Raw genomic sequence first — 20,542 nt, forward strand, 5'->3', positions numbered from 1 at the left:
CCGTCGCTATTGCTACCGGCTGTGCGACGACCCGGCCGCCCGCGACCCGCTGCGTCTCCGGGACACCGTTCTCGTCGCCGATCCCCTGGACGCGGCCGCCATGCATCACGCGGCGCAGGGGCTGCTGGGGCTGCACGACTTCGCGGCCTTCTGCAAGAAGCGAGAGGGGGCCACGACGACGCGCACGCTCCTGGAGTATTCGTGGACTCGTACCGCCGAGGGCGTCCTGGAAGCGCGCGTCGTCGCCGATGCCTTCTGCCACTCGATGGTCCGCGCGCTCGTGGGCGTCGTCATGCCGGTCGGGCTGGGGCGGGCCGGGGTGAGCTTTCCGCGGGAGGTCATGATCGCCGGCATCCGGGACCCACGGGTGAAGGTCATGCCGGCGCACGGGCTTGCGCTCGAAGAGGTCGGCTACCCGCCGCCGCGCCTGATGGCGGCGCGCGCCGAGGAGGCCCGGGCCCGCCGGGACTGACGCTGTGCGGAACCTCTCGCTCCAACTGGTGGGTAGCTTCGCGTCACGTCGATAGGCTGGTCGAAGCCCGGCGAGGCCGCCGCACGTGCGCCCTCGCCGCTTTTGTGCAAACCGGTTCGTCAAAGGAGCGCGCATGTCCGCCGCTGAGTCGATGGCCCTCGCGGGGGAGTTCCCGCAGCAGACGCACGAGGATTGGCAGCGCCTGGTCGCGGGCGTGGTCAACAAGTCCCGTGCCGAGGACGCCAAGCTCACCCCCGAGGACGCCGAGGCGTCGCTGCGCACCACATTGTCCGGTGGCCTGGTCGTCGACCCGCTCTACCAGCGGTCTGCGGACGCTGCTGCCATCGGTGTCCCGGGCGCCATGCCGTTCACCCGCGGCACCGGCCTGCGGCCGGCCGACCAGCCGTGGGATGTCCGGCAGTTGCATGACGACCCGGACGCGAACATCTCGCGGGCTGCCGTCCTCGACGACCTCGAGCACGGCGTGACGTCCGTGTGGGTGCACGTCGGCGCCGATGGCGTCGCGCCCGGCGACCTCGCGGCGGTCCTCGCGGACGTCAAGCTCGACATGGCTCCCGTCGTCGTGTCCTCGTGGGATGCGCAGGGCGACGCCGCCGCCGCGCTCCAGAGCGTGCTGCAGGGGTCCCCGGACGTCCACGGCAAGGGCAACTATGGCCTCGACCCGCTCGGCGCGGCGGCCCGCACCGGCGCCGCGGCCGACCTCGCGGGTCTGGCCGGAGCCGTCGAGTCGCTGTCCGGCATCCCCGGCATGCGCGCCATCACCGTCGATGCCCGGGTCTATCGCGACGCCGGCGCCAGTGCTGTCGACGAGGTTGCGTATGCCGTCGCCACCGGAGTCGCGTATCTGCGAGCGCTCGCGGACGCGGGGGTGGACGCGGCAACGGCGTTCGGGCAGATCGACTTCCGCGTCTCTGCGACCGCCGATCAGTTCCTCACGATCGCCGCGCTGCGGGCGCTGCGCCGGCTGTGGGCGCGCGTGGGGGAGGTATGCGGCGTCCCCGAGCCCGAGCGTGGCGCGCGGATCCACGCGGTCACCAGCCAGCGGATGTTCACCCGGGACGACCCGTGGGTCAACGTGCTGCGCAGCACCTTGGCGACCTTCGGTGCGTGCGCCGGTGGCGCGGACGCGATCACGGTGCTGCCCTATGACACGGTCGCCGGACTGCCGGAGAAGTTCTCCCGCCGGCTGGCCCGCAACACCCAGATCGTCCTCGCCGACGAGGCCAACGTCGGCCGTGTCGCCGACCCGGCCGGCGGTTCCTACTATGTCGAGCACCTCACCGCGGACATCGCCCACGGGGCGTGGTCTGCCTTCCAGGAGATCGAGAAGGCCGGCGGTATGGCTGCGGCTCTCGCGTCCGGCTCGGTCGCTGCCCGAATCCGGTCGACCCGCGACGAGGACGGCGCACGTCTGGCCACCCGGCGCCTGCCGATCACCGGCGTGAGCATGTTCCCCCGCACCCCCCAACAGCCGGTGGCGCGCCGGCAGCGCGCCGCTCTGGCTGTTTCTGACAAAGCGCTTGCGCCGCAACGGGATTCTGTCCTGTATGAGAGTCTGCGGAACCGGGCCGGAGCGTATGCCGCGGCGCACGGGTCCGCGCCGGGCGTCGCCCTCGTCGCGCTGGGCGCGCGTCGCGACTTCGGTGCCCGCGAGACGTTCGCGTCCAACCTCTTGGCGGCCGGCGGCGTGACCGCAACCCTCTACGAGGGCGAGTCGGCGGCGGCCGATGCGGCTGCGGCCAAGCCGGAGGTGGTCGTGATTGCCAGCTCTCCCAAGGGTTATGCAGCGCACGCGGCGGCGGCGGTCGAGGCCCTGCGCAGCGCCGGCATACCGCGTGTTCTCGTCGCCGGGCGAGCCCGGGAACTCGGCGAGACATCCGTCGACGGTGAGATCTACGACGGCATGGACGTCGTCGCCTTCCTGAGCGACACGCTCGACAGACTCGGCGCCCCGGCGGAAGGAGCCGCGCAATGACCACGATCCCCGACTTCACCGCTATCGATCTCGGCGACGGCGCGAGCGCGGACGCCCCTGTGCCGCAGGGTGAATCCTGGTCCACCCCGGAGGGCATCGAGGTCGCGCCCGTCTACACCGAGGCAGACCTCCAGGGGCTCGACTTCCTCGACACCGTGCCGGGTGCGCCGCCGTTCCTGCGGGGGCCCTATCCGACGATGTACGTCAACCAGCCGTGGACGATCCGGCAGTATGCCGGGTTCTCCACTGCCGAGGAGTCCAACGCCTTCTACCGGCGCAATCTCGCTGCGGGACAAAAGGGTTTGTCGGTCGCCTTCGACCTGGCGACCCACCGCGGCTACGACTCCGACCACCCGCGCGTCGCCGGCGATGTCGGGATGGCCGGTGTCGCGATCGACTCGATCTATGACATGCGCACGCTCTTCAGCGGGATTCCGCTGGACCAGATGTCGGTGTCGATGACGATGAACGGTGCGGTCATCCCGATCCTCGCGCTGTATGTCGTCGCGGCCGAGGAGCAGGGCGTCGCGCCCGACAAGCTGACCGGGACCATCCAGAACGACATCCTCAAGGAGTTCATGGTCCGCAACACCTATATCTATCCGCCGGGCCCGTCGATGCGGATCGTCTCCGACATCTTCGCGTTCACGTCGGAGAAGATGCCGCGGTTCAACTCGATCTCCATCTCCGGCTATCACATGCAGGAGGCCGGCGCGACGCAGGATCTCGAGCTCGCCTACACCCTGGCCGACGGCGTCGAATACATCCGGGCCGGCAAGGCCGTCGGGCTGGACGTCGACACGTTCGCTCCGCGGCTGAGCTTCTTCTGGGCCATCGGGATGAACTTCTTCATGGAGGTCGCCAAGATGCGCGCGGCCCGCCTGTTGTGGGCGCGGCTGGTCAAGGAGCAGGGCGGGCAGAACCCGAAGTCGCTCTCGCTGCGCACCCACTCCCAGACGTCCGGCTGGTCGCTGACGGCGCAGGACGTCTTCAACAATGTCGTGCGCACCGGGATCGAGGCGATGGCGAGCACGCAGGGGCTCACGCAGTCACTGCATACCAACGCCCTTGACGAAGCCATCGCTCTCCCAACGGATTTCAGCGCGCGCATCGCCCGCAACACCCAGCTGGTCATCCAGCAGGAGTCCGGCACCTGCCGCACCATCGACCCGTGGGCCGGATCGGCATACGTCGAGAAACTCACCCACGATCTGGCGCGCCGCGCGTGGGAGCACATCGAAGAGGTCGAGGCGGCCGGCGGCATGGCGAAGGCCATCGAGGCCGGGATCCCGAAGATGCGCATCGAGGAGGCGGCGGCGCGCACCCAGGCGCGCATCGATTCCGGGCAGCAGCCGGTCATCGGCGTCAACCGCTATGTCGTCGGGGACGACGAGGAGATCGACGTCCTCAAGGTCGACAATGCCGCGGTCCGGGCGCAGCAGATCGCCAAGCTCGAGCGGCTGCGCGCCGAGCGTGACCAGGCCGAGGCCGACGCGGCGCTGGCGAAGATCACCGAGGCGTGCAGCAAGGACGGCGGCCGCGATCTGTCGTCGAATCTCCTGGCACTGGCCATCGACGCCGCCCGGGCGAAGGCGACCGTGGGCGAGATCTCGGAGGCGATGGAGAAGTCCTTCGGCCGCTACACCGCGACGATCCGTACGATCGGTGGGGTGTATTCCGCAGAAGCCGGCGACGACGAGGGCGTGCACGCTGCCCAGCAGCTGGTCGAGGAGTTCGAGGAGGCAGAGGGCCGGCGGCCCCGCATCCTCGTCGCCAAGATGGGGCAGGACGGGCACGATCGCGGCCAGAAGGTGATCGCGACCGCGTTCGCCGACCTCGGTTTCGACGTCGACGTGGGCCCGCTCTTCCAGACGCCGGAAGAGGTTGCGCGGCAGGCCGTCGAAGCCGATGTGCATATCGTCGGTGTCTCCTCGCTCGCGGCCGGCCACCTGACTCTGGTGCCGGCGCTGCGCCAGGAGTTGGACAAGCTCGGTCGCGAGGATCTGATGATCGTCGTCGGCGGGGTCATCCCTAGCCAGGACTTCGCGGAACTGCGGGCTGCCGGCGCGGACGCCATCTATCCGCCCGGCACGGTGATCGCCGCCGCGGCTCAGGACCTCATCCGCGACCTGCGGGCCCGCCTGGATGCGTGAGATCGACGTCGCCGCGCTGACGGCCGACGTCCTGTCCGGGTCCCGGGCGGCGATCGCCCGTGCGATCACGCTCGTCGAATCGTCGCGCGAGGATCACCGGTCCAAGGCGAGCGAGTTGATCGGCGCACTCACGCCGCATACCGGCTCCTCGGTGCGGGTGGGCATCACCGGCGTGCCCGGCGCGGGCAAGTCGACCTTCATCAATGCGCTCGGGACGCGGCTGATCCAGCGGGGGAACCGGGTTGGTGTCGTGGCGGTCGATCCGTCGTCGCGGCGCACCGGCGGGTCGATCCTCGGCGACCGCACCCGCATGGCCGAGCTGACCACGAGCGATCATGCGTTTGTGCGTCCGTCGCCCAGCGGGCGGCACCTGGGCGGGGTGGCGCGCGCGACGCGTGAGTCGATGCTGGTGCTCGAGGCCGCCGGGTATGACGTGATCATCGTCGAGACGGTCGGCGTGGGGCAGAACGAGATCGCCGTCTCGGAGATGGTCGACACCTTCCTGCTGTTGACCCTGGCCGGCGCCGGCGATCAGTTGCAGGGCATCAAGCGCGGCATCCTCGAACTCGCCGACGTCATCGCCGTCAACAAGGCCGATGGCGACGGGGAAGGACGGGCGCGCGTTGCCGCCCGTGACCTCGCCACCGCGATGCGATTGATGTTGCCGGGCAAGGATGTTCGCCGGCCACCGGTGCTGACCTGTTCCGCCGCAACGCATTCCGGGCTCGACGAGGTGTGGCAGGCCGTCCTCGATCACCGCGGCCACCTCGAAGCCGAGGGATCGCTGGCCACTCGCCGCGCCCAACAGCAGCAGGACTGGATGTGGGCGATGGTGGACGCGCACCTGGAAGACGCTGTGCGGCATACCCATTCGGTGCGCGAGCAGCGCGCGGCCCTGGAGTCGGCGGTGCGGGCCGGGTCACTGTCAGCCATGGAAGCGGCAGACCGGATCCTTGCTCTGTATGCCGCGGACGTCCGGGACGCCAACTAGGCGGTCCAGCTGCCGGGCCCGGCAGGCCGCAGCCCCGGCACCTCCACGAATCGCGCATCCGTCGTGACGATCGACTCGAAGCCGGCAAGCAGCGCCGTCGCGGCGATGAAGGCATCGCGCCCGCGAATCGTGGTCACCGCCATGAGCTCAAGGCCGCGGTCGAGGACGCGGTCGTCGAAGGGGTGGACGACGCACAGGTCACGGATCGCGTTGACCTGAGCCAGCGCGCGGGAGACACCGCCCATCCGCGTTCGATGAAAGGCGATCTCCTGCACGCATTCGACCGCCGTATGCAGTCGCACTGTGTGCTCCTGAGCCGAACGGATCAGTGCCTGGCAGGCCGGCGTCACCGCGACCGGCGCGCCCAGCGCGTGCAGGAATACGGGACTGTCGACAAAGAGGTCGATCACGGGCGCAGCGAGTCCTGGAGGTCGGCGTCCTGCGCGGCCAGCATCTGCTCCCAGGTCTCGGCCGGCTCGGAGCCCGGTGCCGCGGCGCTTGCCAGCAACAGCCGTGCTGCCGCGGCGCGGCGCACCTGGTCACGCTGCTCGTCGAAATGCTCGTCGATGGCGGCACGAATCACCGCATTCACGGATCGGCCCGTGCGTTCGGCTTCTGCCACGAGCCGATCGTGACGGTCCTGGTCGAGAAGCAGGTGGAGCCGTCGTTCGAGAGCGCTCATGTCTATGCACATTAACATGTGCATATCCGGTCCGGCATCTCGAGAGACTTCCCATTTCTCCAAGACCCAGCTCACTGGGTGCAGCAGTCTGGAGGCATGGACAAGCCGCAACTCTTCCACTGCCTGACCTTCACCGATGTCGATCGTGCGATCGACTTCCTCACCGCGATCGGCTTCACCGAGGTGGTCGTGGTCCGCGACCCGGACGACCCGGCGACCGTCGTACACGCGCAATTCCGCTGGCGCGACCATGGCGGGCTGATGTTCGGGTCGGTCCGCCACGACGACACGCTCGGATTCGCATCGCGGCCCGGTGGCGGCGCCTGCAATCTCGTCGTGACGAGCGACGCGGAGGTCGACCGCGTGCTCACCGCCGCCCTCGACCACGGCGCCACGCTCGCGCAGGAGCCGCACCATCCGCCGCACGGTGGCCGCAGCGCCGCCGTGCGCGACGCCGAGGGCAACCTCTGGAATATCGACTCCTACCCGGGCGAATGACGACCCGGCGCAAATCGGTTGGGTGAAGCGGGCGGCACACCGCATCATTGACTCTCGTGGGTCACGTCGACATCGCTGGAGTGGAGTACTGGCTGCCGGACGGGCGGCCGCTGCTGCGCGATGTCAATCTGCGCGTCGGCGAGGGCTCGAAGACCGCGCTGATCGGACCCAATGGCACCGGGAAGACCACGCTGATCCGCATCCTCGCCGGCGACCTCGTCCCCGACGACGGCACCGTCGTGCGCTCCGGCGGCCTCGGGGTCATGCGGCAGTTCATCGGCCAGGTCCGCGACGACTCCACAGTCCGCGATCTGCTGCTGCTCGCCGGGGCGGAGCCGATTCGCAAGGCCGCCGCCGAGATCGACCGCACCGAGCTGCTGATGATGGAGCGCGACTCCGAGGCCGATCAGCTCGCCTACGCCCAGGCGCTCGTGGACTGGGGCGATGTCGGCGGCTACGAGATCGAGACCCTCTGGGACGAGTGCACGATGGCGGCGCTCGGTATGCCGTTCGAGAAGGCGCAGTGGCGCAAGGTCACCACGCTCTCGGGCGGCGAGCAGAAACGCCTTGTGCTGGAAGCACTGTTGCGCGGACCCGAGGAAGTGCTCGTCCTCGACGAGCCCGACAACTATCTCGACGTGCCGGGCAAACGTTGGCTCGAGGAACGACTGCGGACCTCGCCCAAGACCGTGCTCTTCATCAGCCACGACCGAGAACTGCTGTCCCAGAGCGCGACTCGCATCGCGACGCTGGAACCTAACTCGGCCGGCGCGACGATCTGGGTGCACCCGGGGTCGTTCACGACATACGACCAAGCCCGCCAGGAACGCAACGACCGGCTCGATGAACTGCTGCGCCGCTGGGACGAGGAGCACCAGAAGCTCAAGGACCTCGTGCAGATGTACAAGGTCAAGGCCGCCTACAACGACGGCCTCGCCTCGCGCTATCAGGCGGCCAAGACCCGGCTCGCGAAGTTCGAAGAGGCCGGTCCGCCGGAGAAGGTGCCCTTGCGGCAGAACGTCCGTATGCGGTTGGCCGGCGGGCGCACCGCCAAGCGCGCCGTCGTCTGTGAGCGGCTGGAGTTGCAGATCGCGTCACCCGACGGCGGCTCGGGGACCCAGCTGATGAAGCCCTTCGACGCCGAGCTGTGGTTCGGCGAGCGGATCGCCATTCTCGGCTCCAATGGATCGGGCAAGTCGCACTTCTTGCGCCTGCTCGCCGCCGGCGGCAGCGACCCGGACATCGAGCACCGGCCCGTGGGGGAGTTCGCTCCGACACCGGTGGCGCACACCGGGATCGCGCGGCTCGGATCCCGGGTGCGGCCGGGCTGGTTCGCCCAGACTCACGACCATTCGGCGCTGCACGGGCGCACCCTGCTCGAGATCCTGCACCGCGGCGACGAGCACCGCGCGGGCAAGCCGCGGGAGGAGGCGGCCAAGGCGCTGGACCGCTACGGCCTCGCGATGGCGGGGGAGCGGACCTTCGAGATGCTCTCCGGTGGACAGCAGGCGCGCTTCCAGATCCTCCTGCTCGAGTTGTCCGGCGCGACGATGCTGCTGTTGGACGAGCCGACGGACAACCTCGACCTGCACTCGGCGGAAGCGCTGGAGGAGGCGCTGGACGCCTTCGAAGGCACCGTCGTCGCGGTGACGCACGACCGCTGGTTCGCGCGGCAGTTCGACCGCTTCCTCGTCTTCGGCGCCGACGGGCGCGTCTACGAGTCGGCCGATCCGGTCTGGGACGAGGCCCGCGTGCAGCGCCGGCGCTGAGCGGTTCCACCCGGCCGGCGGTGGTCGGGAGGATAGCCTGCGAGGCGTGAACCGCCGTCGCCTGCTCGTCTTCGCCCTCGTCGGCATCCTCCTCGGAGCGCTCGTCGCGTATGCCGTGACCACCCGTGGCGGCGACGGAGCCAGGCCCGGCGCCTCGGGGTCGGGATCCGCAGGGGCGTCGGGGCAGGTGGCCTCCGGCGGCGGGCCGGTGACCCTCACCGAGGCGGAAGTCGCCGACCTGGCCCGCCGCGTGCCGACGCCGCGGCACGAGAACTTCTACTTCGTCATGACCGACCGTTTCGCCAACGGGGACAAGACAAATGACAAGGGCGGTTTCACCGGTGGTGTCGCCGAGACGGGATTCGACCCCACGGACAAGGGCATGTTCCACGGCGGCGACCTCGCCGGGTTGATGTCCAAACTCGACTACATCAAGGGCCTTGGGACGACGGCCATCTGGCTGACGCCGTCCTTCCAGAACCGGCCCACGCAAGGCCCCGAGGGCGAGCTGAGCGCCGGCTATCACGGGTACTGGATCACCGACTTCACGAGGATCGACTCCCACCTGGGCACCAACGCGGAGATGAAGGAGCTCATCGCCGCCGCTCACGCCAAGGGGATGAAGGTCTACTTCGACATCGTCACCAACCACACCGCCGACGTCATCGACTACAAGGACCCGGGCGAGTACTCCTATATCTCCAAAGAGGACAAGCCATATGCCGACGCGTCGGGCAAGGCTTTCGACGACGCGCCGCTCGCGGGTGGTGACAGCTTCCCGGCGCTGGACGAGAAGTCCTTCCCTTATACACCCGTCTTCAACTCCAAAGCGGATGCCAAGGCGAAAACGCCTGCGTGGCTCAACGATCCGACGCTCTACCACAACCGCGGCAACTCGACCTTCGAGGGCGAGTCGTCGACCTATGGCGACTTCTTCGGCCTCGATGACCTCTTCACGGAGAACCCCAAGGTGGTCGACGGGATGATCGAGATCTACAAGAGCTGGGTCGACTTCGGCATCGACGGCTTCCGCATCGACACCGTCAAGCACGTCGACCTGCCGTTCTGGCAGCGGTTCGGCCCGGCGATCATGGAGCACGCCAAGGCCAAGGGCAGGGACGACTTCTTCATGTTCGGCGAGGTCTACGACACCTCACCCGGCACCATGTCCCTCTACTCGACGTCAGGCCGGCTGCCCGGCACGCTCGACTTCGGATTCCAAAGCACCGCAGTCGATTACGCGATGGGCAACTCGGCAAAGCAGCTCCAGGAGCTGTATGCCGGCGACAACGCCTACCTCGACGCGGACTCCAACGCCTATTCGCTGACGACCTTCCTCGGCAACCACGACATGGGCCGCATCGGCAGCTTCCTCGTCGGCGCCTCCGACGACGACGTCGACCTGCTCAAGCGCGACCGGCTCGCGATGTCGCTGATGTACCTCTCGCGTGGGCAGCCGGTCACCTACTACGGCGACGAGCAGGGCTTCGTCGGCTGGGGGCGGCGACAAGGACTCACGGCAGGACATGTTCACGACTCGCGTCGAGCAATATGCCGAGGACGCGATCATCGGCGGCACACCGGGGGCGCGGGACTACTACGGCACCGATGTCCCTGTCTACCAACACATTGCCGCGTTGACGAAGCTACGCGCCGAGCACCCGGCCCTGGCAAACGGCATACAGATCGAACGGTTTGCCGCGGACGGCGAAGGCGTCTATGCGTTCTCGCGGATCGACCGGGAGAGCAACGTCGAGTACCTCGTCGCCGTCAACAACGCCAAGGATCCACAGGCGGTCAGAGTCGCGACAGCGACCCCTGGCGCGGCGTTCGCGTCCGTCTTCGGATCGGGGGAGGGCGCGACGTCAGGGACGGACGGGTCGCTCGAGATGACGGTCCCCGGGCGGGAAGCTCTGGTGCTCAAGGCGGGAGCGGCCATCCCCGCCGCACTGCATCCGCCCACCGTGACGGCGGCGGTGAAGGCCGGAAATGGGGGCCCGTTGACGGGGCAGGCCAAGCTCACCGCGGACGTCGCCCCGGGTGCGCCGGTGGAGGTGACCTTTGCCGGTCGCCCAAAGGGCACGGGGGAGTGGACGGTCCTCGGGACGGACGACAATCCGGCCTACGGCCGCTACCTCGACACCTCGGCCGTCGTGCCGGGCGACTACGAGGTGGTCGCCGTCGCCCGCACCCTGGACGGCAAGGTCGGCTATGCCTCGGCCTCCACCACCGTCGCGGCCGGTGCCGAGGGTGGCACGCAGGTCACCGCCCCCGGCAGCTACCAGGCCAAGGCCGGCTGCTCCGGGGACTGGCAACCGGACTGCACGGCAACGGCATTGACCGACCCCGACGGCGATGGCACCTACACCCTGGAACTCACGGGGTTGCCGGCAGGCGACTACGAGTTCAAGATCGCCATCGGCGGCACCTGGGACGAGAACTACGGCGGCGATGGGAAAAAGGACGGGACGAACATCTCCTTCACCGTCACCGATGGGCAGCCCGTGACGATCAGCTACGACGAGGCCACTCACCGAGCGGCGGCCGCATCCCCGTGACCAGAGTGCTCTGCGCCGGACTCGTGACCGTCGACGTGATCCACCGCGTGCGACGCGTGCCCGAGCGCAACGCGAAACTCTTCGACGACGGCCAATCCATCTCTGTCGGTGGGCCGGCGGCGAACGCTGCCCGCACGGTGGCGGCCCTCGGTGCACAGGCCCGGCTGGTCGCCGCCTATGGCGACAGCCCGGTGACGGCATTTCTGGCCGGCACCCTGGCCGACGAGGGAATCCAGTGGGTCGACCCTCTCGCGGGATCGCCCAACCCGACGCCGGTGTCGTCGGTGCTGATCGACATCGGCTCCGGCGACCGCGCGGTGATTGCGGGAGGCACCCGGACCCAGACCTATCCCCTCGCCCCTAACGAATGGCTCGACGGGGTGGATGCGGCGCTGATCGACGGGCACGGCGGTGATCTGCCCGCGGCGGTCGCCCGCGCTGCTCGGCAATGCGGCATACCAGTGGTCCTCGACGGCGGCAGTTACAAGGAGACCATGTCCGCCTACCTCGGCGATGTCGACCTCGCCCTGCTGTCCGAGGACTTCCTTGCCCCGCAGGGGGACTCGATCACGTGGGCCCTCCGCGCAGGGGCGTGGACAGCAGGCCGGTCTGCTGGGCCGGGCGCCATCGACCTCGATGGAGCGCTGGGCCGCGCGTCCATCCCCGTGCCCAGTGTGCCGGTGGTCGACACACTGGGCGCGGGGGACGTGTTGCACGGGGCGTGTGCCGCCGCGCTCGGTGCGCTCGGCGACCGCGAGCGCATTCTCGACGCCGTCAGTTTCGCCAGCCGGGTCGCAACCGCATCAGTGGGCTACCCCGGCGCTCTGGGGTGGGCCCGCGACGACCAACTCCGGGACGCGTTCCGCCGCACGCTGCGCCGACTCGGCCTCCCGCGGCACTAGCCGACCCCATGCCCGATCGCCGAGCAGGACAAGGATGGCGGGAAGCATGACGAGACGAATGATGCTGGCGTCCAAAAGAATCGCAACGGCCAACCCGACGCCCATCATCTTCATCTCGAGCATCGACAGCGTGGCGAAGATCGCGAACACCGACACCATGACCGCGGCCGCGCTGGTCACCACTCCGGCGGTGTCGCTGATGCCGTGGCGCACCGCATCGGGAGCGCTCAATCCCGACGCCGCATACTCGCGCACGCGGCTCAACACGAACACGTGATAATCCATCGAGAGCCCGACGAGGATCGTCAGCACGAAGAGCGGGACCCAGTCGATGAGGAATCCGGGGCTGGTGAACCCGAGGGCGGACTCCACATGCCCGTCCTGGAACACCAACCGCAGGACACCGAAGGCCACACCGATCGACAAGAGGTTGAGAGCCGCCGACACCAGGGCCAGCGGGAGGCTTCGGAACGCGGCGATCATCATCAGTCCGGTCAGGCACAAGACGAAGCCGATCACCCAGGGCATTCGCGTGCCCTGTCGATCCGCAAAGTCGAGCGATGCCGCTGCGCTTCCGCCGACGGCATACTCCGCGCCCGTGGCGCCGAGTGCTTTGGGTGCCAACGACTCTCGGAGGGAATCGATGGCCACCCGGGTGCGTGAGTCCTGCTCCTCGAAGGGGATGGCCACGGTCAGCTTGGTGACCGTACGGTCAGCGGAGACCGTGATGGGATCGTGGCCGAGGTCGGTGAAGGAACCTGTCGCGACGGCGTCCGTCGTCAACCTCCGCAGAGCGGCCTCGATCCCTGGTTGGTCAGCCGACGTGATGCGGGCGACCACCACGGCGGTCGTGCCCTGCGACGGGAAGGCCGAGACGATCCGGCTGAAGGTCGCGACCTGCGGTATGTCGGCCGGCAAGGTCGTCAGGTTCGCGCTGTGCAAGGACATCCCGACCGCGGGAAAGGCCAGGGCGATGGTTGCGACGAGCGACGCCACGAGAGACATCCGGGGGTGACGAAGGACCGGTGCCAAGAGCCGCCTGCTGATGCCCCCGCGGCCGATCCGTGCGTTCAGTCGCCACAGCAATGGAATTCGCGGCCGGTCGACGAAGCGGCCGAGTTTGACGAGCAGCGCCGGAAGCACCGTGAGCGATCCGAGCACCGCGACCGCGACGACGACGATGGCGCCGGTCGCCAGCGAGGTGAAGGTGGCGGCACCGACGACATACAGCCCCGCCATCGAAGCGATGACGGCCCCGCCAGAGACGAGGATCGCGTGTCCCGACGTGGCAGCGGCGATCTCCACAGCGTCGAGTGTGCGTGCACCCTTGGCGCGCTCCTCCCGTTCGCGTTTGAGATAGAAGAGTGAGTAGTCGACGCCGACGGCCATGCCGATCAGGACGATGACGGAGTTGACGGTGGGTTCTGCCGGGACGAGGTGCGAGATCGGGGCGGCCAACCCCATGGTCGCCGCCACCGAGGTGCCCGCCAGCAAGACGGGTACACCCGCGGCGATGAGAGCTCCGAAGGCAAGCAGCATCAACAGCAAAGTCATTGGGACGCTGATCAATTCGGCCGTACGCAGATCCTCGCCCACCCGGTCGGAGATCCCGTCGTCCAGGGTCAGGTCACCGGCCTGATCGATCGCGAGCCCGGGGAACTGCGTGCCGGTCGCGGCCGTCTGCGCCCGCAACGGGGCGGCATCGTCCGTGCCCTTGTCCAGGATCACGGTCACCAAGGCCGCGGACCGGTCGGCGCTCCACTCGACCGGAGCGACCGACGCGACGCCTGGGGCCCGGATCATGCGGTCGGTCAGCTCGGCTGCGGCCTGGGTGGCCTGGGCGGGGTCCAAGGCCCCGGAGCGCGCGGTGATGAGCACGCTCTCGGTCAGCGGCGCATCGATGCCGGCATCGGCGAGCATCGCGTGTGCGCGGCCGGAGTCACCGATGCCGTAGTCGGTGTCGGTCGTCGATCGGGTGGGAACGAGCATGGCAAGCGCCACGGCAAGGGCGACGAATGCGAACCATGCGCCGATGGCTCGCCACGGGTGCGTCGCACTCCAGCGTGCGGTGCGGACGGGGACGGGGACGGCGGTGAGGGTGGACATATTTCCTCCGGTTGTCGAGGCGGACGCGTCGAGCCTGCTCGCTCACGGCTCGGATGTCGGGAGCCCTGGAACCCGATGTGGAAGTGGTGCTAGCACCCCTGACGGGACCGGACGTCACGGGTGAGGATGTCCGGTATGACGTCCACTCGCCGCTCTCCTTGGCTCGCCACCGGATACGGGCTGGGCCATGTCCTGATGGTGGTGCCGTTGGCCCTGCTCGTCGCCGGCGCGAGCCTCATCGTCGGACTGTCCGTGGTGGGGCTCGGGGTGCTTCTCGTGCGACCGTTTGCACCCGCGTTGGCCGGGTTCGCGGGCGTGCACCGGCGGATGGCAGCCAGCTTCCTCGGCCGGGACCTTCCCGAGGCGCGGCTGACCCGGACCGGCGCCGGTCCGTGGAGGCAGGTCATTGCCTGGTTCGGGCAGCGCACGTTCTGGCAGCTCGTGCTGTGGCTGTTGTTCGCCGCGACCGGCGGGCTGGCCCTCTCGGCCCTCGCGGCCGGCTTGCCGTTCGGGATCATCGCGCTCGTCGCGACCGCGTTCGGCCTCTGGTCATCTGGGGAGGCACCGCTGTGGGTCTCGCTGCTCCTCTTCGCGCTCGGGATCGGCCTCGCACCCCTGTGGTGGTACTACGGCGATGTCTTCATGCGGCTGCGCACGCACACCGAGGCGGCCATCCTGCGACCGGACCCGAACGCCGTTCTAGAGCAACGCGTTGCGGATCTGACGGCCTCCCGGGCCGACACGGTCGACCACTCCGCCGCGGAACTGCGGCGCATCGAGCGCGACCTGCACGACGGGGCGCAAGCCCGGCTCGTCTCCCTCGGGATGAACCTCGGGATGGCTGCGGATCTCTTGGACCGCGATCCCGAACTCGCCCGCCAGCTGCTGCAGGAGGCCCGTCACGCCACGGGCGCGGCTCTGGGCGACCTGCGCTCGGTTGTACGCGGCATACACCCCCCCGTGCTCGCCGACCGCGGGCTCATCGGCGCGGTCCAGGCCCTCGCGCTGGACCTGCCCCTCCCGGTGACGGTCGACGCAGCCCTGCCCGGCCGGCCGGGGGCGCCGGTGGAGTCGGCAGCCTATTTCGCGGTCGCCGAGTGCCTGGCGAATGTCGTCAAGCACGCCGGCGCGCAGACGGCGTGGGTGGTCATCGCCGCGCCGAAGAACCGGTTGCGGCTCCAGGTCGGCGACGACGGCCGCGGCGGCGTCAGACTGGATCGTGGCACGGGACTCGCGGGGATTGCCCGCCGATTGGGCGCGTTCGACGGCACCATGGACATATCGAGCCCCGACGGCGGGCCGACCGTCGTGACGATGGAGGTGCCATGCGAGTGGTCGTCGCCGAGGACCACGCTCTCCTCCGGGACGGGCTGACCCGGTTGCTCACGGCCTACGGGCTGGAGGTCGCCGAGGCGTTGGACGGGACCACTGGCCTGCCGGAAGCGTTGCAGCGCAACGATGTCGACGCAGCGATCCTCGACGTCCGCCTCCCGCCCTCCTTCACCGACGAGGGGTTGCGCGCGGCAATCGAGGCCCGCCGCACCCGGCCGGGATTCCCCGTCATGGTGCTGAGCCAGTACGTCGAGCACCTGTATGCCCGTGAGCTCCTCGCCTCGGGTGAGGGGGCGGTGGGCTATCTGCTCAAGGACCGGGTCGCTGACGCGGGGGAGTTCGTCGACAGCGTGCGGCGTGTGGCGGCCGGCGGCACCGTCCTGGACCCGGAAGTCGTTGCGGCGCTGATGCACCGGCGTGGCGACGAGCCGGTCGACCGGTTGACGGAGCGGGAGCGTGAGGTGCTGGGGTTGATGGCCGAAGGGCGCTCGAATGCAGCGATCGGGCACGCCCTCTTCGTCACCGAGAAGGCCGTCGCCAAGCACATCAACAGCATCTTCACCAAGCTCGACCTGCCCGTTGATGTCGACGACAACCGCCGGGTCCTGGCCGTCCTCGCCTGGCTGAAAGTGTGACGACGACGCTCAGGCGGCGACTCGACCCTCCCGCTCGGCCCGGCGGGCCGGGACGTAAAAGATGGCGCCGAGGACGCTGACGACCCCGACGACGACCGTCGTCAGGGCGATGGACGTTCGGTCCGAGAGCCACCCCGCCACCGGGGCGATCGCGCCGTAGGCGAGGAAAGCCATCATCGAGTTCATGGACAGCACCGTCGCGCGGTTGCCTGCGCTGGCCTCGCGATGGAGTAGGGCCGCGTGCGGCGGGCCGTTGAAACCGTGAGCCGAGTAGGTGAAGAAGTAGACGGCGATCAAGGCAACCGGGCCGAGGACCAGGCCCATGACGACGACACCGAGCCCGTTGAGGAGGCGCCCGATGACCGCGGTCCGGGCGATGTCGATCCGCCTGGATGTCAACCCGGACAGCCAGGTGCCGAGGGCGAAGATCAGCCAGCCCACGGCCGCCACCGGCCCCATCAGGGCGGCCGCGCGCTGCTGGGTGCCGACCATCTCTTCCAGCCGAAGCGGCAGGAGCGATTCGAATGCGATCATCCCGATCGACCAGCACACCTCCGCGGCCATCAGGCCAAGGAGAACATGGTTGTGCCGCAACAACTTCAGGCCGTCCGCGATGACTCTCGGTGCCCCTGTGACGGACTCAGCAAGGAGCTGCCGGCGGCGGGCGCCGACGGGATGCCGGGGCGTCTCCTTCAGCAGGGTCACCACGGCGAGCACGTGGATGAGGTTGAGACCGAGGAAGCACCAGACCGACAGGTTGATGGCCGGTGCGCTCTTGATCGGATGCCACCAGATCAGGCTGCCGCCGACGAGGGAGCCGGCGGCGATCGACAGGCCGAGGACGGTGCCCTGGCGCGAGAGTTCCTGGTCGACGTCCTTGCCGGGCTCGCTCACGTGCACCTCGTCGACGAACCACGCCTCCAACGGGCCGGAGTCGAGCGCGCGGAAGATGCCCATCAGCGTCGCGGCGCCGACGAAGGCCCAGAACGAATGGGCGACGACATAGGCGTAGGCCGTGATGACGTTGACGACGGCCGCGGCGATATACACGGCCCGCCGCCCGAAGGCGTCGGCGAAGCCGCTCGTCGGCAGTTCGAGGGCGAAGGTGACGATGCCCGAGGCCGCGGCATACGTCAGTGCCTGCGTGGTGGTCAGGCCACGGCCAGTCGCCAGGAGGACGAAGATCCCGACGATCACACCGACGGGGAACCACCGAGTCACCGTCAGGATGTAGAAGACGCGCCGCGCCTTTGCGCCGGACTCATGGTGGGCGGTGTGGTCGTCTCCATGGTCGTCACGCGCGGGGGGCCTTCTCCATGTCGACCGGATAGAAGACCAGATAGGTCGCGATTCGCTTGGCGTCCGGATTGCCCTGTCCCACGCGTCGATAGCGGTCCACCACCTCGCCGATCTCCGCGTGCAGTGCGCGCAACTGGTCGGCCGTCACCAACACGGTGTCGTCGTTCATGCTCGCCCGGTCGCGCCATACCGCCGGCCACCCCTGCCGGACATCGAGCCATCGCCCGAACTTCTCGGTGAAATGCTTCAGCCAGTCCCGCTCCAACCAGCCAAGAGCCGTCGCGGCGTCCTCGTCCTCGGAAAAGTCACTACTCACGTACTGGGTCGCTTCGGAGGCGGCTGCCCACAGGCGGGATTTGCCATCGCCCTCGCCCGTGTCGACGACCAGGCCAACTTCGGCGAGCTTTCGCAGGTGGTATGACGTGGCCCCCGAGTTCGTCGACAGCACCTTGGCCAGGGCGGTCGCGGTCGAGGGACCGTGCAGCCGCAGCGCGCCGACGAGGCGCGAGCGCAGGGGGTGCGCGAGCACCTTGACGGAGGTGGAGTCGAGCCGGATATAGGAGGCCGAGTCGGTCATAGATTGCATACTACTTGTGCACAATTCCTTTGCACAAGTAGTATGCAAAGAATGTATGGAGGCGCGTTTGCGCAGGTCAAGTGGGCGGCGGAGGGCTGAAAGGCGGATTTGGGGCGTAGGCGTGCCGCCCGTAGAATTGATGGTTGTCGTGCCGTGCGCCCCTGGTGGGCGACCTCACCCGCCCGACGGGAGCACGCGGCATACCACGCCCTATCCGAAGCGTAAGTAAAGGCAAGACTTTGCGTACCTACACCCCCAAGGCGGCGGAGATCACCCGTCAGTGGCACGTCATCGACGCCACCGACGTCGTGCTCGGCCGGCTCGCCAGCCAGACGGCTGCGCTCCTGCGCGGCAAGCACAAGGCGACCTTCGCCCCGCACGTCGACACCGGCGACTTTGTCATCATCATCAACGCCGACAAGGTGGCCCTCACCGGCGCCAAGCTGCAGCAGAAGCGGGCCTACCGCCACTCCGGCTACCCGGGCGGCCTGAAGTCCGAGACCTACGCCCAGCTGCTCGACCGCGACCCGGCCAAGGCTGTCGAGAAGGCCGTCCGCGGCATGCTGCCCAAGACCACCCTCGGTCGCCAGCAGCTGAGCAAGCTGAAGGTCTACGCCGGTGCCGAGCACCCGCATACGGCCCAGAAGCCGGTCCCCTACACGATCTCCCAGGTCGCGCAGTAACGGCGCGGATCTCCCGACAAGACAAGGATTTTCACAGCCGTGACTGACACCACCTACGACCACGACGAGGACGTCGAGCTCACCGAGTACACCTCGGAGTCCGAGGGTCCCGTCTCCGACGAGCCGGCGCGCAAGCCCACCGCCTCCGCCCCCGGCGCCGGCACCGGCCGCCGCAAGCAGGCCATCGCCCGGGTGCGCATCGTCCCCGGCACCGGCGAGTGGACCATCAACGGTCGCACCCTGGAGAACTACTTCCCCAACAAGGTGCACCAGCAGATCGTCAACGAGCCGCTGGCCGTTCTCGAGCTCGACGGCGCCTATGACGTCCTCGTGCGCGTGCACGGCGGCGGCCCCTCCGGCCAGGCCGGCGCCGTGCGCCTCGGCGTTGCCCGCTCCCTCAACGGCGTCGACGCGGAGCTCAACCGCCCGGCGCTGAAGAAGGCCGGCTTCCTCACCCGGGACGCCCGCGTCCCCGAGCGCAAGAAGGCCGGTCTGAAGAAGGCCCGCAAGGCGCCGCAGTACAGCAAGCGCTGATCTTCAGCACCGAAAGACGCGGTCCTCGCTTCGGCGAGGGCCGCGTCTTCGGTTTCTGGACACCAGGTGTGCTGGGCATCACGGCTGTCGGCTACGCCACGCCGCCAGCGCCAGCACCAGGCATACAGGCGCCCAGCCATAGCGCTCGAATCCGCTGGGCGACAACGCATTCACGACTGCACCGACCGTCGCCACCGAAGTCAGCCCGACGTGCAACAGCCACCGTGGCCGACGGCGCCACGAGGGGGCGCGGGCGACGGCGGCCGCCGCCAGGGCCCAGGCGACACACGCACACCCCGAGGCAACCCGCAACGGGCCGGGCAGCACGCCCGAATGGTGCCCACCCCAGGCCGCCGCGCCCCACGGCATACCGGCTGCCAGTCCCGCGTGGAAAGCGCTCACGACGCCGAGCACGCCCACCGACACATATCTGGCAGATATCATGAATCATATCTAGCAGATAGCATGGCGCGATGTCACGTCGCCCGCAGACGGAAATTGCCATCCTCGGTGCCCTGTCCATCGGCCCCATGACGGGATACGAGCTGCGCGCTGCCATCACCGACGTCCTCGGAGACTTCTGGCACGAGAGCTTCGGCCAGATCTATCCGACGCTCGCCACGCTCGAGGAGAGCGGCTCCGTGCGCCGGGCGACCCCGGGGCGGACCTCCGGGAGCCGTTTCGAGATCACGAGCGCCGGCCGGGCCGTGCTGCGCGAGCGGCTGGCCGAACCGCATACCGCGCCTCCGCCCCGGAATGCGCTGTTGCTGCGCCTGTTCTTCGGAAGCGAGCTTCCGCCAGGGCGCGCCGCGGAGTTGCTTCGGGCCGAAATCGACCGAGCCACAACGGCATTGGGGCGATTCGCCGCGATCCGGGCCGAGGTGGTGGCGGAGCCCGAGAGCGAGGCGCGCACCTTTCGCTCGCTCACCTTGTCCTACGGCGAGCATCACGCGCGCGCTCACCTGACGTGGGCCAGGGAGGCGCTCGCCGCCCTACCGCAGGACGTCTAGCCGCTCCACCCAGCCGTCCGCCTCGCGCCGGCGGCACGGGTCCGCAGCCGCCGAGATCAGCACGAGTGCACCTCGTGACACCGAAATGGGTGACGCCCGGATGAGCGGTTGGTGGCGCGGTGGCATACGGGCAGTAGCTCGCGGCGGACTACCATTCTTGGGGCCTCCCCACCGGGCGGCCGAAACCGATCCCCCAGCGGAAGGCCACTCATGGCACGTCTCTTCGGCACCGACGGCGTTCGCGGCCTGGCGAACAAGGACATCACGGCCGAGCTGGCGTTGGGACTGTCCGTCGCGGCGGCGCACGTGCTCGGCGAGCCCGCGCGCGCCGCCGGCCGCAAGCCG

At 69.0% G+C, this 20,542-nt stretch carries 18 protein-coding genes and 3 pseudogenes; 15 read left to right on the forward strand and 6 right to left on the reverse strand.

Annotated elements, in window-relative coordinates; translation table 11 throughout:
- From BN11_RS04455 to meaB, 4 genes and pseudogenes are all read left to right on the forward strand, one after another.
- Positions 1 to 472 (forward strand): annotated as a pseudogene (locus BN11_RS04455) (tRNA pseudouridine(38-40) synthase TruA); the annotation flags it as partial.
- A 133-nt stretch (positions 473 to 605) separates the two neighbouring features.
- Entirely contained in the window at positions 606 to 2,468 is a 1,863-nt protein-coding gene (locus BN11_RS04460) for a methylmalonyl-CoA mutase subunit beta (protein WP_048695016.1), read from the forward strand.
- Complete coding sequence (scpA, locus tag BN11_RS04465) at positions 2,465 to 4,621, forward strand: methylmalonyl-CoA mutase (protein WP_048695019.1); 2,157 nt, start codon at positions 2,465 to 2,467, stop codon at positions 4,619 to 4,621. Before BN11_RS04460 ends, scpA begins: the two co-directional genes overlap by 4 nt.
- Positions 4,614 to 5,612 carry a methylmalonyl Co-A mutase-associated GTPase MeaB gene (meaB, locus tag BN11_RS04470; RefSeq protein ID WP_048695022.1) on the forward strand — a complete coding sequence of 333 codons (999 nt, stop codon included), beginning with the start codon at positions 4,614 to 4,616 and terminating at the stop codon, positions 5,610 to 5,612. The genes scpA and meaB overlap by 8 nt, the downstream gene beginning before the upstream one ends.
- On the opposite strand, the gene BN11_RS04475 is transcribed toward meaB, so the two are convergent.
- Together BN11_RS04475 and BN11_RS04480 are read right to left on the reverse strand one after the other, a co-directional pair.
- Complete coding sequence (locus BN11_RS04475) at positions 5,609 to 6,022, reverse strand: type II toxin-antitoxin system VapC family toxin (protein ID WP_048695025.1); 414 nt, start codon at positions 6,020 to 6,022, stop codon at positions 5,609 to 5,611. The two genes, meaB and BN11_RS04475, sit on opposite strands and share 4 nt — an antisense overlap.
- Positions 6,019 to 6,369, reverse strand: a complete 351-nt coding sequence (locus BN11_RS04480) for a hypothetical protein (protein ID WP_235435355.1) — start codon at positions 6,367 to 6,369, stop codon at positions 6,019 to 6,021. The genes BN11_RS04475 and BN11_RS04480 overlap by 4 nt, the downstream gene beginning before the upstream one ends.
- 21 nt (positions 6,370 to 6,390) lie before the next feature.
- Here BN11_RS04480 and BN11_RS04485 point away from each other — a divergent pair, with 21 nt between their 5' ends.
- The 5 genes and pseudogenes from BN11_RS04485 (at position 6,391) to BN11_RS25035 (ending at position 12,021) form a co-directional block, all read left to right on the forward strand.
- Positions 6,391 to 6,792 (forward strand): VOC family protein, encoded by a 402-nt coding sequence (locus BN11_RS04485; RefSeq protein WP_048695031.1) that lies wholly within the window; start codon positions 6,391 to 6,393, stop codon positions 6,790 to 6,792.
- A gap of 56 nt (positions 6,793 to 6,848) precedes the next feature.
- A complete protein-coding gene (locus BN11_RS04490) occupies positions 6,849 to 8,561 on the forward strand; it encodes an ABC-F family ATP-binding cassette domain-containing protein (protein WP_048695035.1) in 1,713 nt (570 codons plus the stop codon).
- Between the two features lie 286 nt (positions 8,562 to 8,847).
- Positions 8,848 to 10,080 (forward strand): annotated as a pseudogene (locus BN11_RS26030) (alpha-amylase family glycosyl hydrolase); the annotation flags it as partial.
- A gap of 7 nt (positions 10,081 to 10,087) precedes the next feature.
- On the forward strand, positions 10,088 to 11,119 hold the full coding sequence (locus tag BN11_RS25030) for a pullulanase X25 domain-containing protein (RefSeq protein WP_053084003.1): 1,032 nt from the start codon (positions 10,088 to 10,090) through the stop codon (positions 11,117 to 11,119).
- A 23-nt stretch (positions 11,120 to 11,142) separates the two neighbouring features.
- Positions 11,143 to 12,021 (forward strand): PfkB family carbohydrate kinase, encoded by an 879-nt coding sequence (locus BN11_RS25035; protein ID WP_235435356.1) that lies wholly within the window; start codon positions 11,143 to 11,145, stop codon positions 12,019 to 12,021.
- Here BN11_RS25035 and BN11_RS04505 read toward each other — a convergent pair.
- On the reverse strand, positions 11,923 to 14,127 hold the full coding sequence (locus tag BN11_RS04505; protein WP_083433525.1) for an MMPL family transporter: 2,205 nt from the start codon (positions 14,125 to 14,127) through the stop codon (positions 11,923 to 11,925). The genes BN11_RS25035 and BN11_RS04505 overlap by 99 nt on opposite strands.
- Positions 14,128 to 14,262: 135 nt before the next feature.
- Here BN11_RS04505 and BN11_RS04510 point away from each other — a divergent pair, with 135 nt between their 5' ends.
- Together BN11_RS04510 and BN11_RS04515 are read left to right on the forward strand one after the other, a co-directional pair.
- Positions 14,263 to 15,501: a sensor histidine kinase gene (locus BN11_RS04510; RefSeq protein ID WP_053084004.1), complete on the forward strand. Its 1,239-nt coding sequence runs from the start codon at positions 14,263 to 14,265 to the stop codon at positions 15,499 to 15,501.
- Entirely contained in the window at positions 15,453 to 16,094 is a 642-nt protein-coding gene (locus BN11_RS04515; protein WP_048695040.1) for a response regulator transcription factor, read from the forward strand. The genes BN11_RS04510 and BN11_RS04515 overlap by 49 nt, the downstream gene beginning before the upstream one ends.
- 9 nt (positions 16,095 to 16,103) lie before the next feature.
- Here the strand turns inward: BN11_RS04515 and BN11_RS04520 are convergent, their stop codons facing one another.
- A complete protein-coding gene (locus BN11_RS04520) occupies positions 16,104 to 17,315 on the reverse strand; it encodes an MFS transporter (RefSeq protein ID WP_235435357.1) in 1,212 nt (403 codons plus the stop codon).
- 73 nt (positions 17,316 to 17,388) lie between these two features.
- Positions 17,389 to 17,970 carry an ArsR/SmtB family transcription factor gene (locus BN11_RS04525; protein ID WP_083433527.1) on the reverse strand — a complete coding sequence of 194 codons (582 nt, stop codon included), beginning with the start codon at positions 17,968 to 17,970 and terminating at the stop codon, positions 17,389 to 17,391.
- Positions 17,971 to 18,209: 239 nt separating this feature from the next.
- Between BN11_RS04525 and rplM the strand changes: the two genes are divergently transcribed.
- Positions 18,210 to 18,653, forward strand: coding sequence for a 50S ribosomal protein L13 (gene rplM, locus BN11_RS04530; RefSeq protein ID WP_048695049.1), 444 nt, complete (start codon positions 18,210 to 18,212; stop codon positions 18,651 to 18,653).
- A 39-nt stretch (positions 18,654 to 18,692) separates the two neighbouring features.
- Positions 18,693 to 19,187 (forward strand): 30S ribosomal protein S9, encoded by a 495-nt coding sequence (gene rpsI, locus BN11_RS04535; protein WP_048695052.1) that lies wholly within the window; start codon positions 18,693 to 18,695, stop codon positions 19,185 to 19,187.
- 78 nt (positions 19,188 to 19,265) lie between these two features.
- On the opposite strand, the gene BN11_RS22395 is transcribed toward rpsI, so the two are convergent.
- Positions 19,266 to 19,631 (reverse strand): hypothetical protein, encoded by a 366-nt coding sequence (locus BN11_RS22395; protein WP_157043969.1) that lies wholly within the window; start codon positions 19,629 to 19,631, stop codon positions 19,266 to 19,268.
- Between the two features lie 29 nt (positions 19,632 to 19,660).
- On the opposite strand from BN11_RS22395, the gene BN11_RS04540 reads away from it, so the two are divergent.
- Together BN11_RS04540 and BN11_RS22400 are read left to right on the forward strand one after the other, a co-directional pair.
- Positions 19,661 to 20,197, forward strand: a complete 537-nt coding sequence (locus BN11_RS04540) for a PadR family transcriptional regulator (RefSeq protein WP_048695060.1) — start codon at positions 19,661 to 19,663, stop codon at positions 20,195 to 20,197.
- 210 nt (positions 20,198 to 20,407) lie between these two features.
- Positions 20,408 to 20,542, forward strand: a pseudogene (locus BN11_RS22400) (phosphoglucosamine mutase); the annotation flags it as partial.

This window comes from Nostocoides australiense Ben110 (assembly GCF_001050535.1).
Taxonomy (GTDB): Bacteria; Actinomycetota; Actinomycetes; order Actinomycetales; family Dermatophilaceae; genus Nostocoides_A; species Nostocoides_A australiense.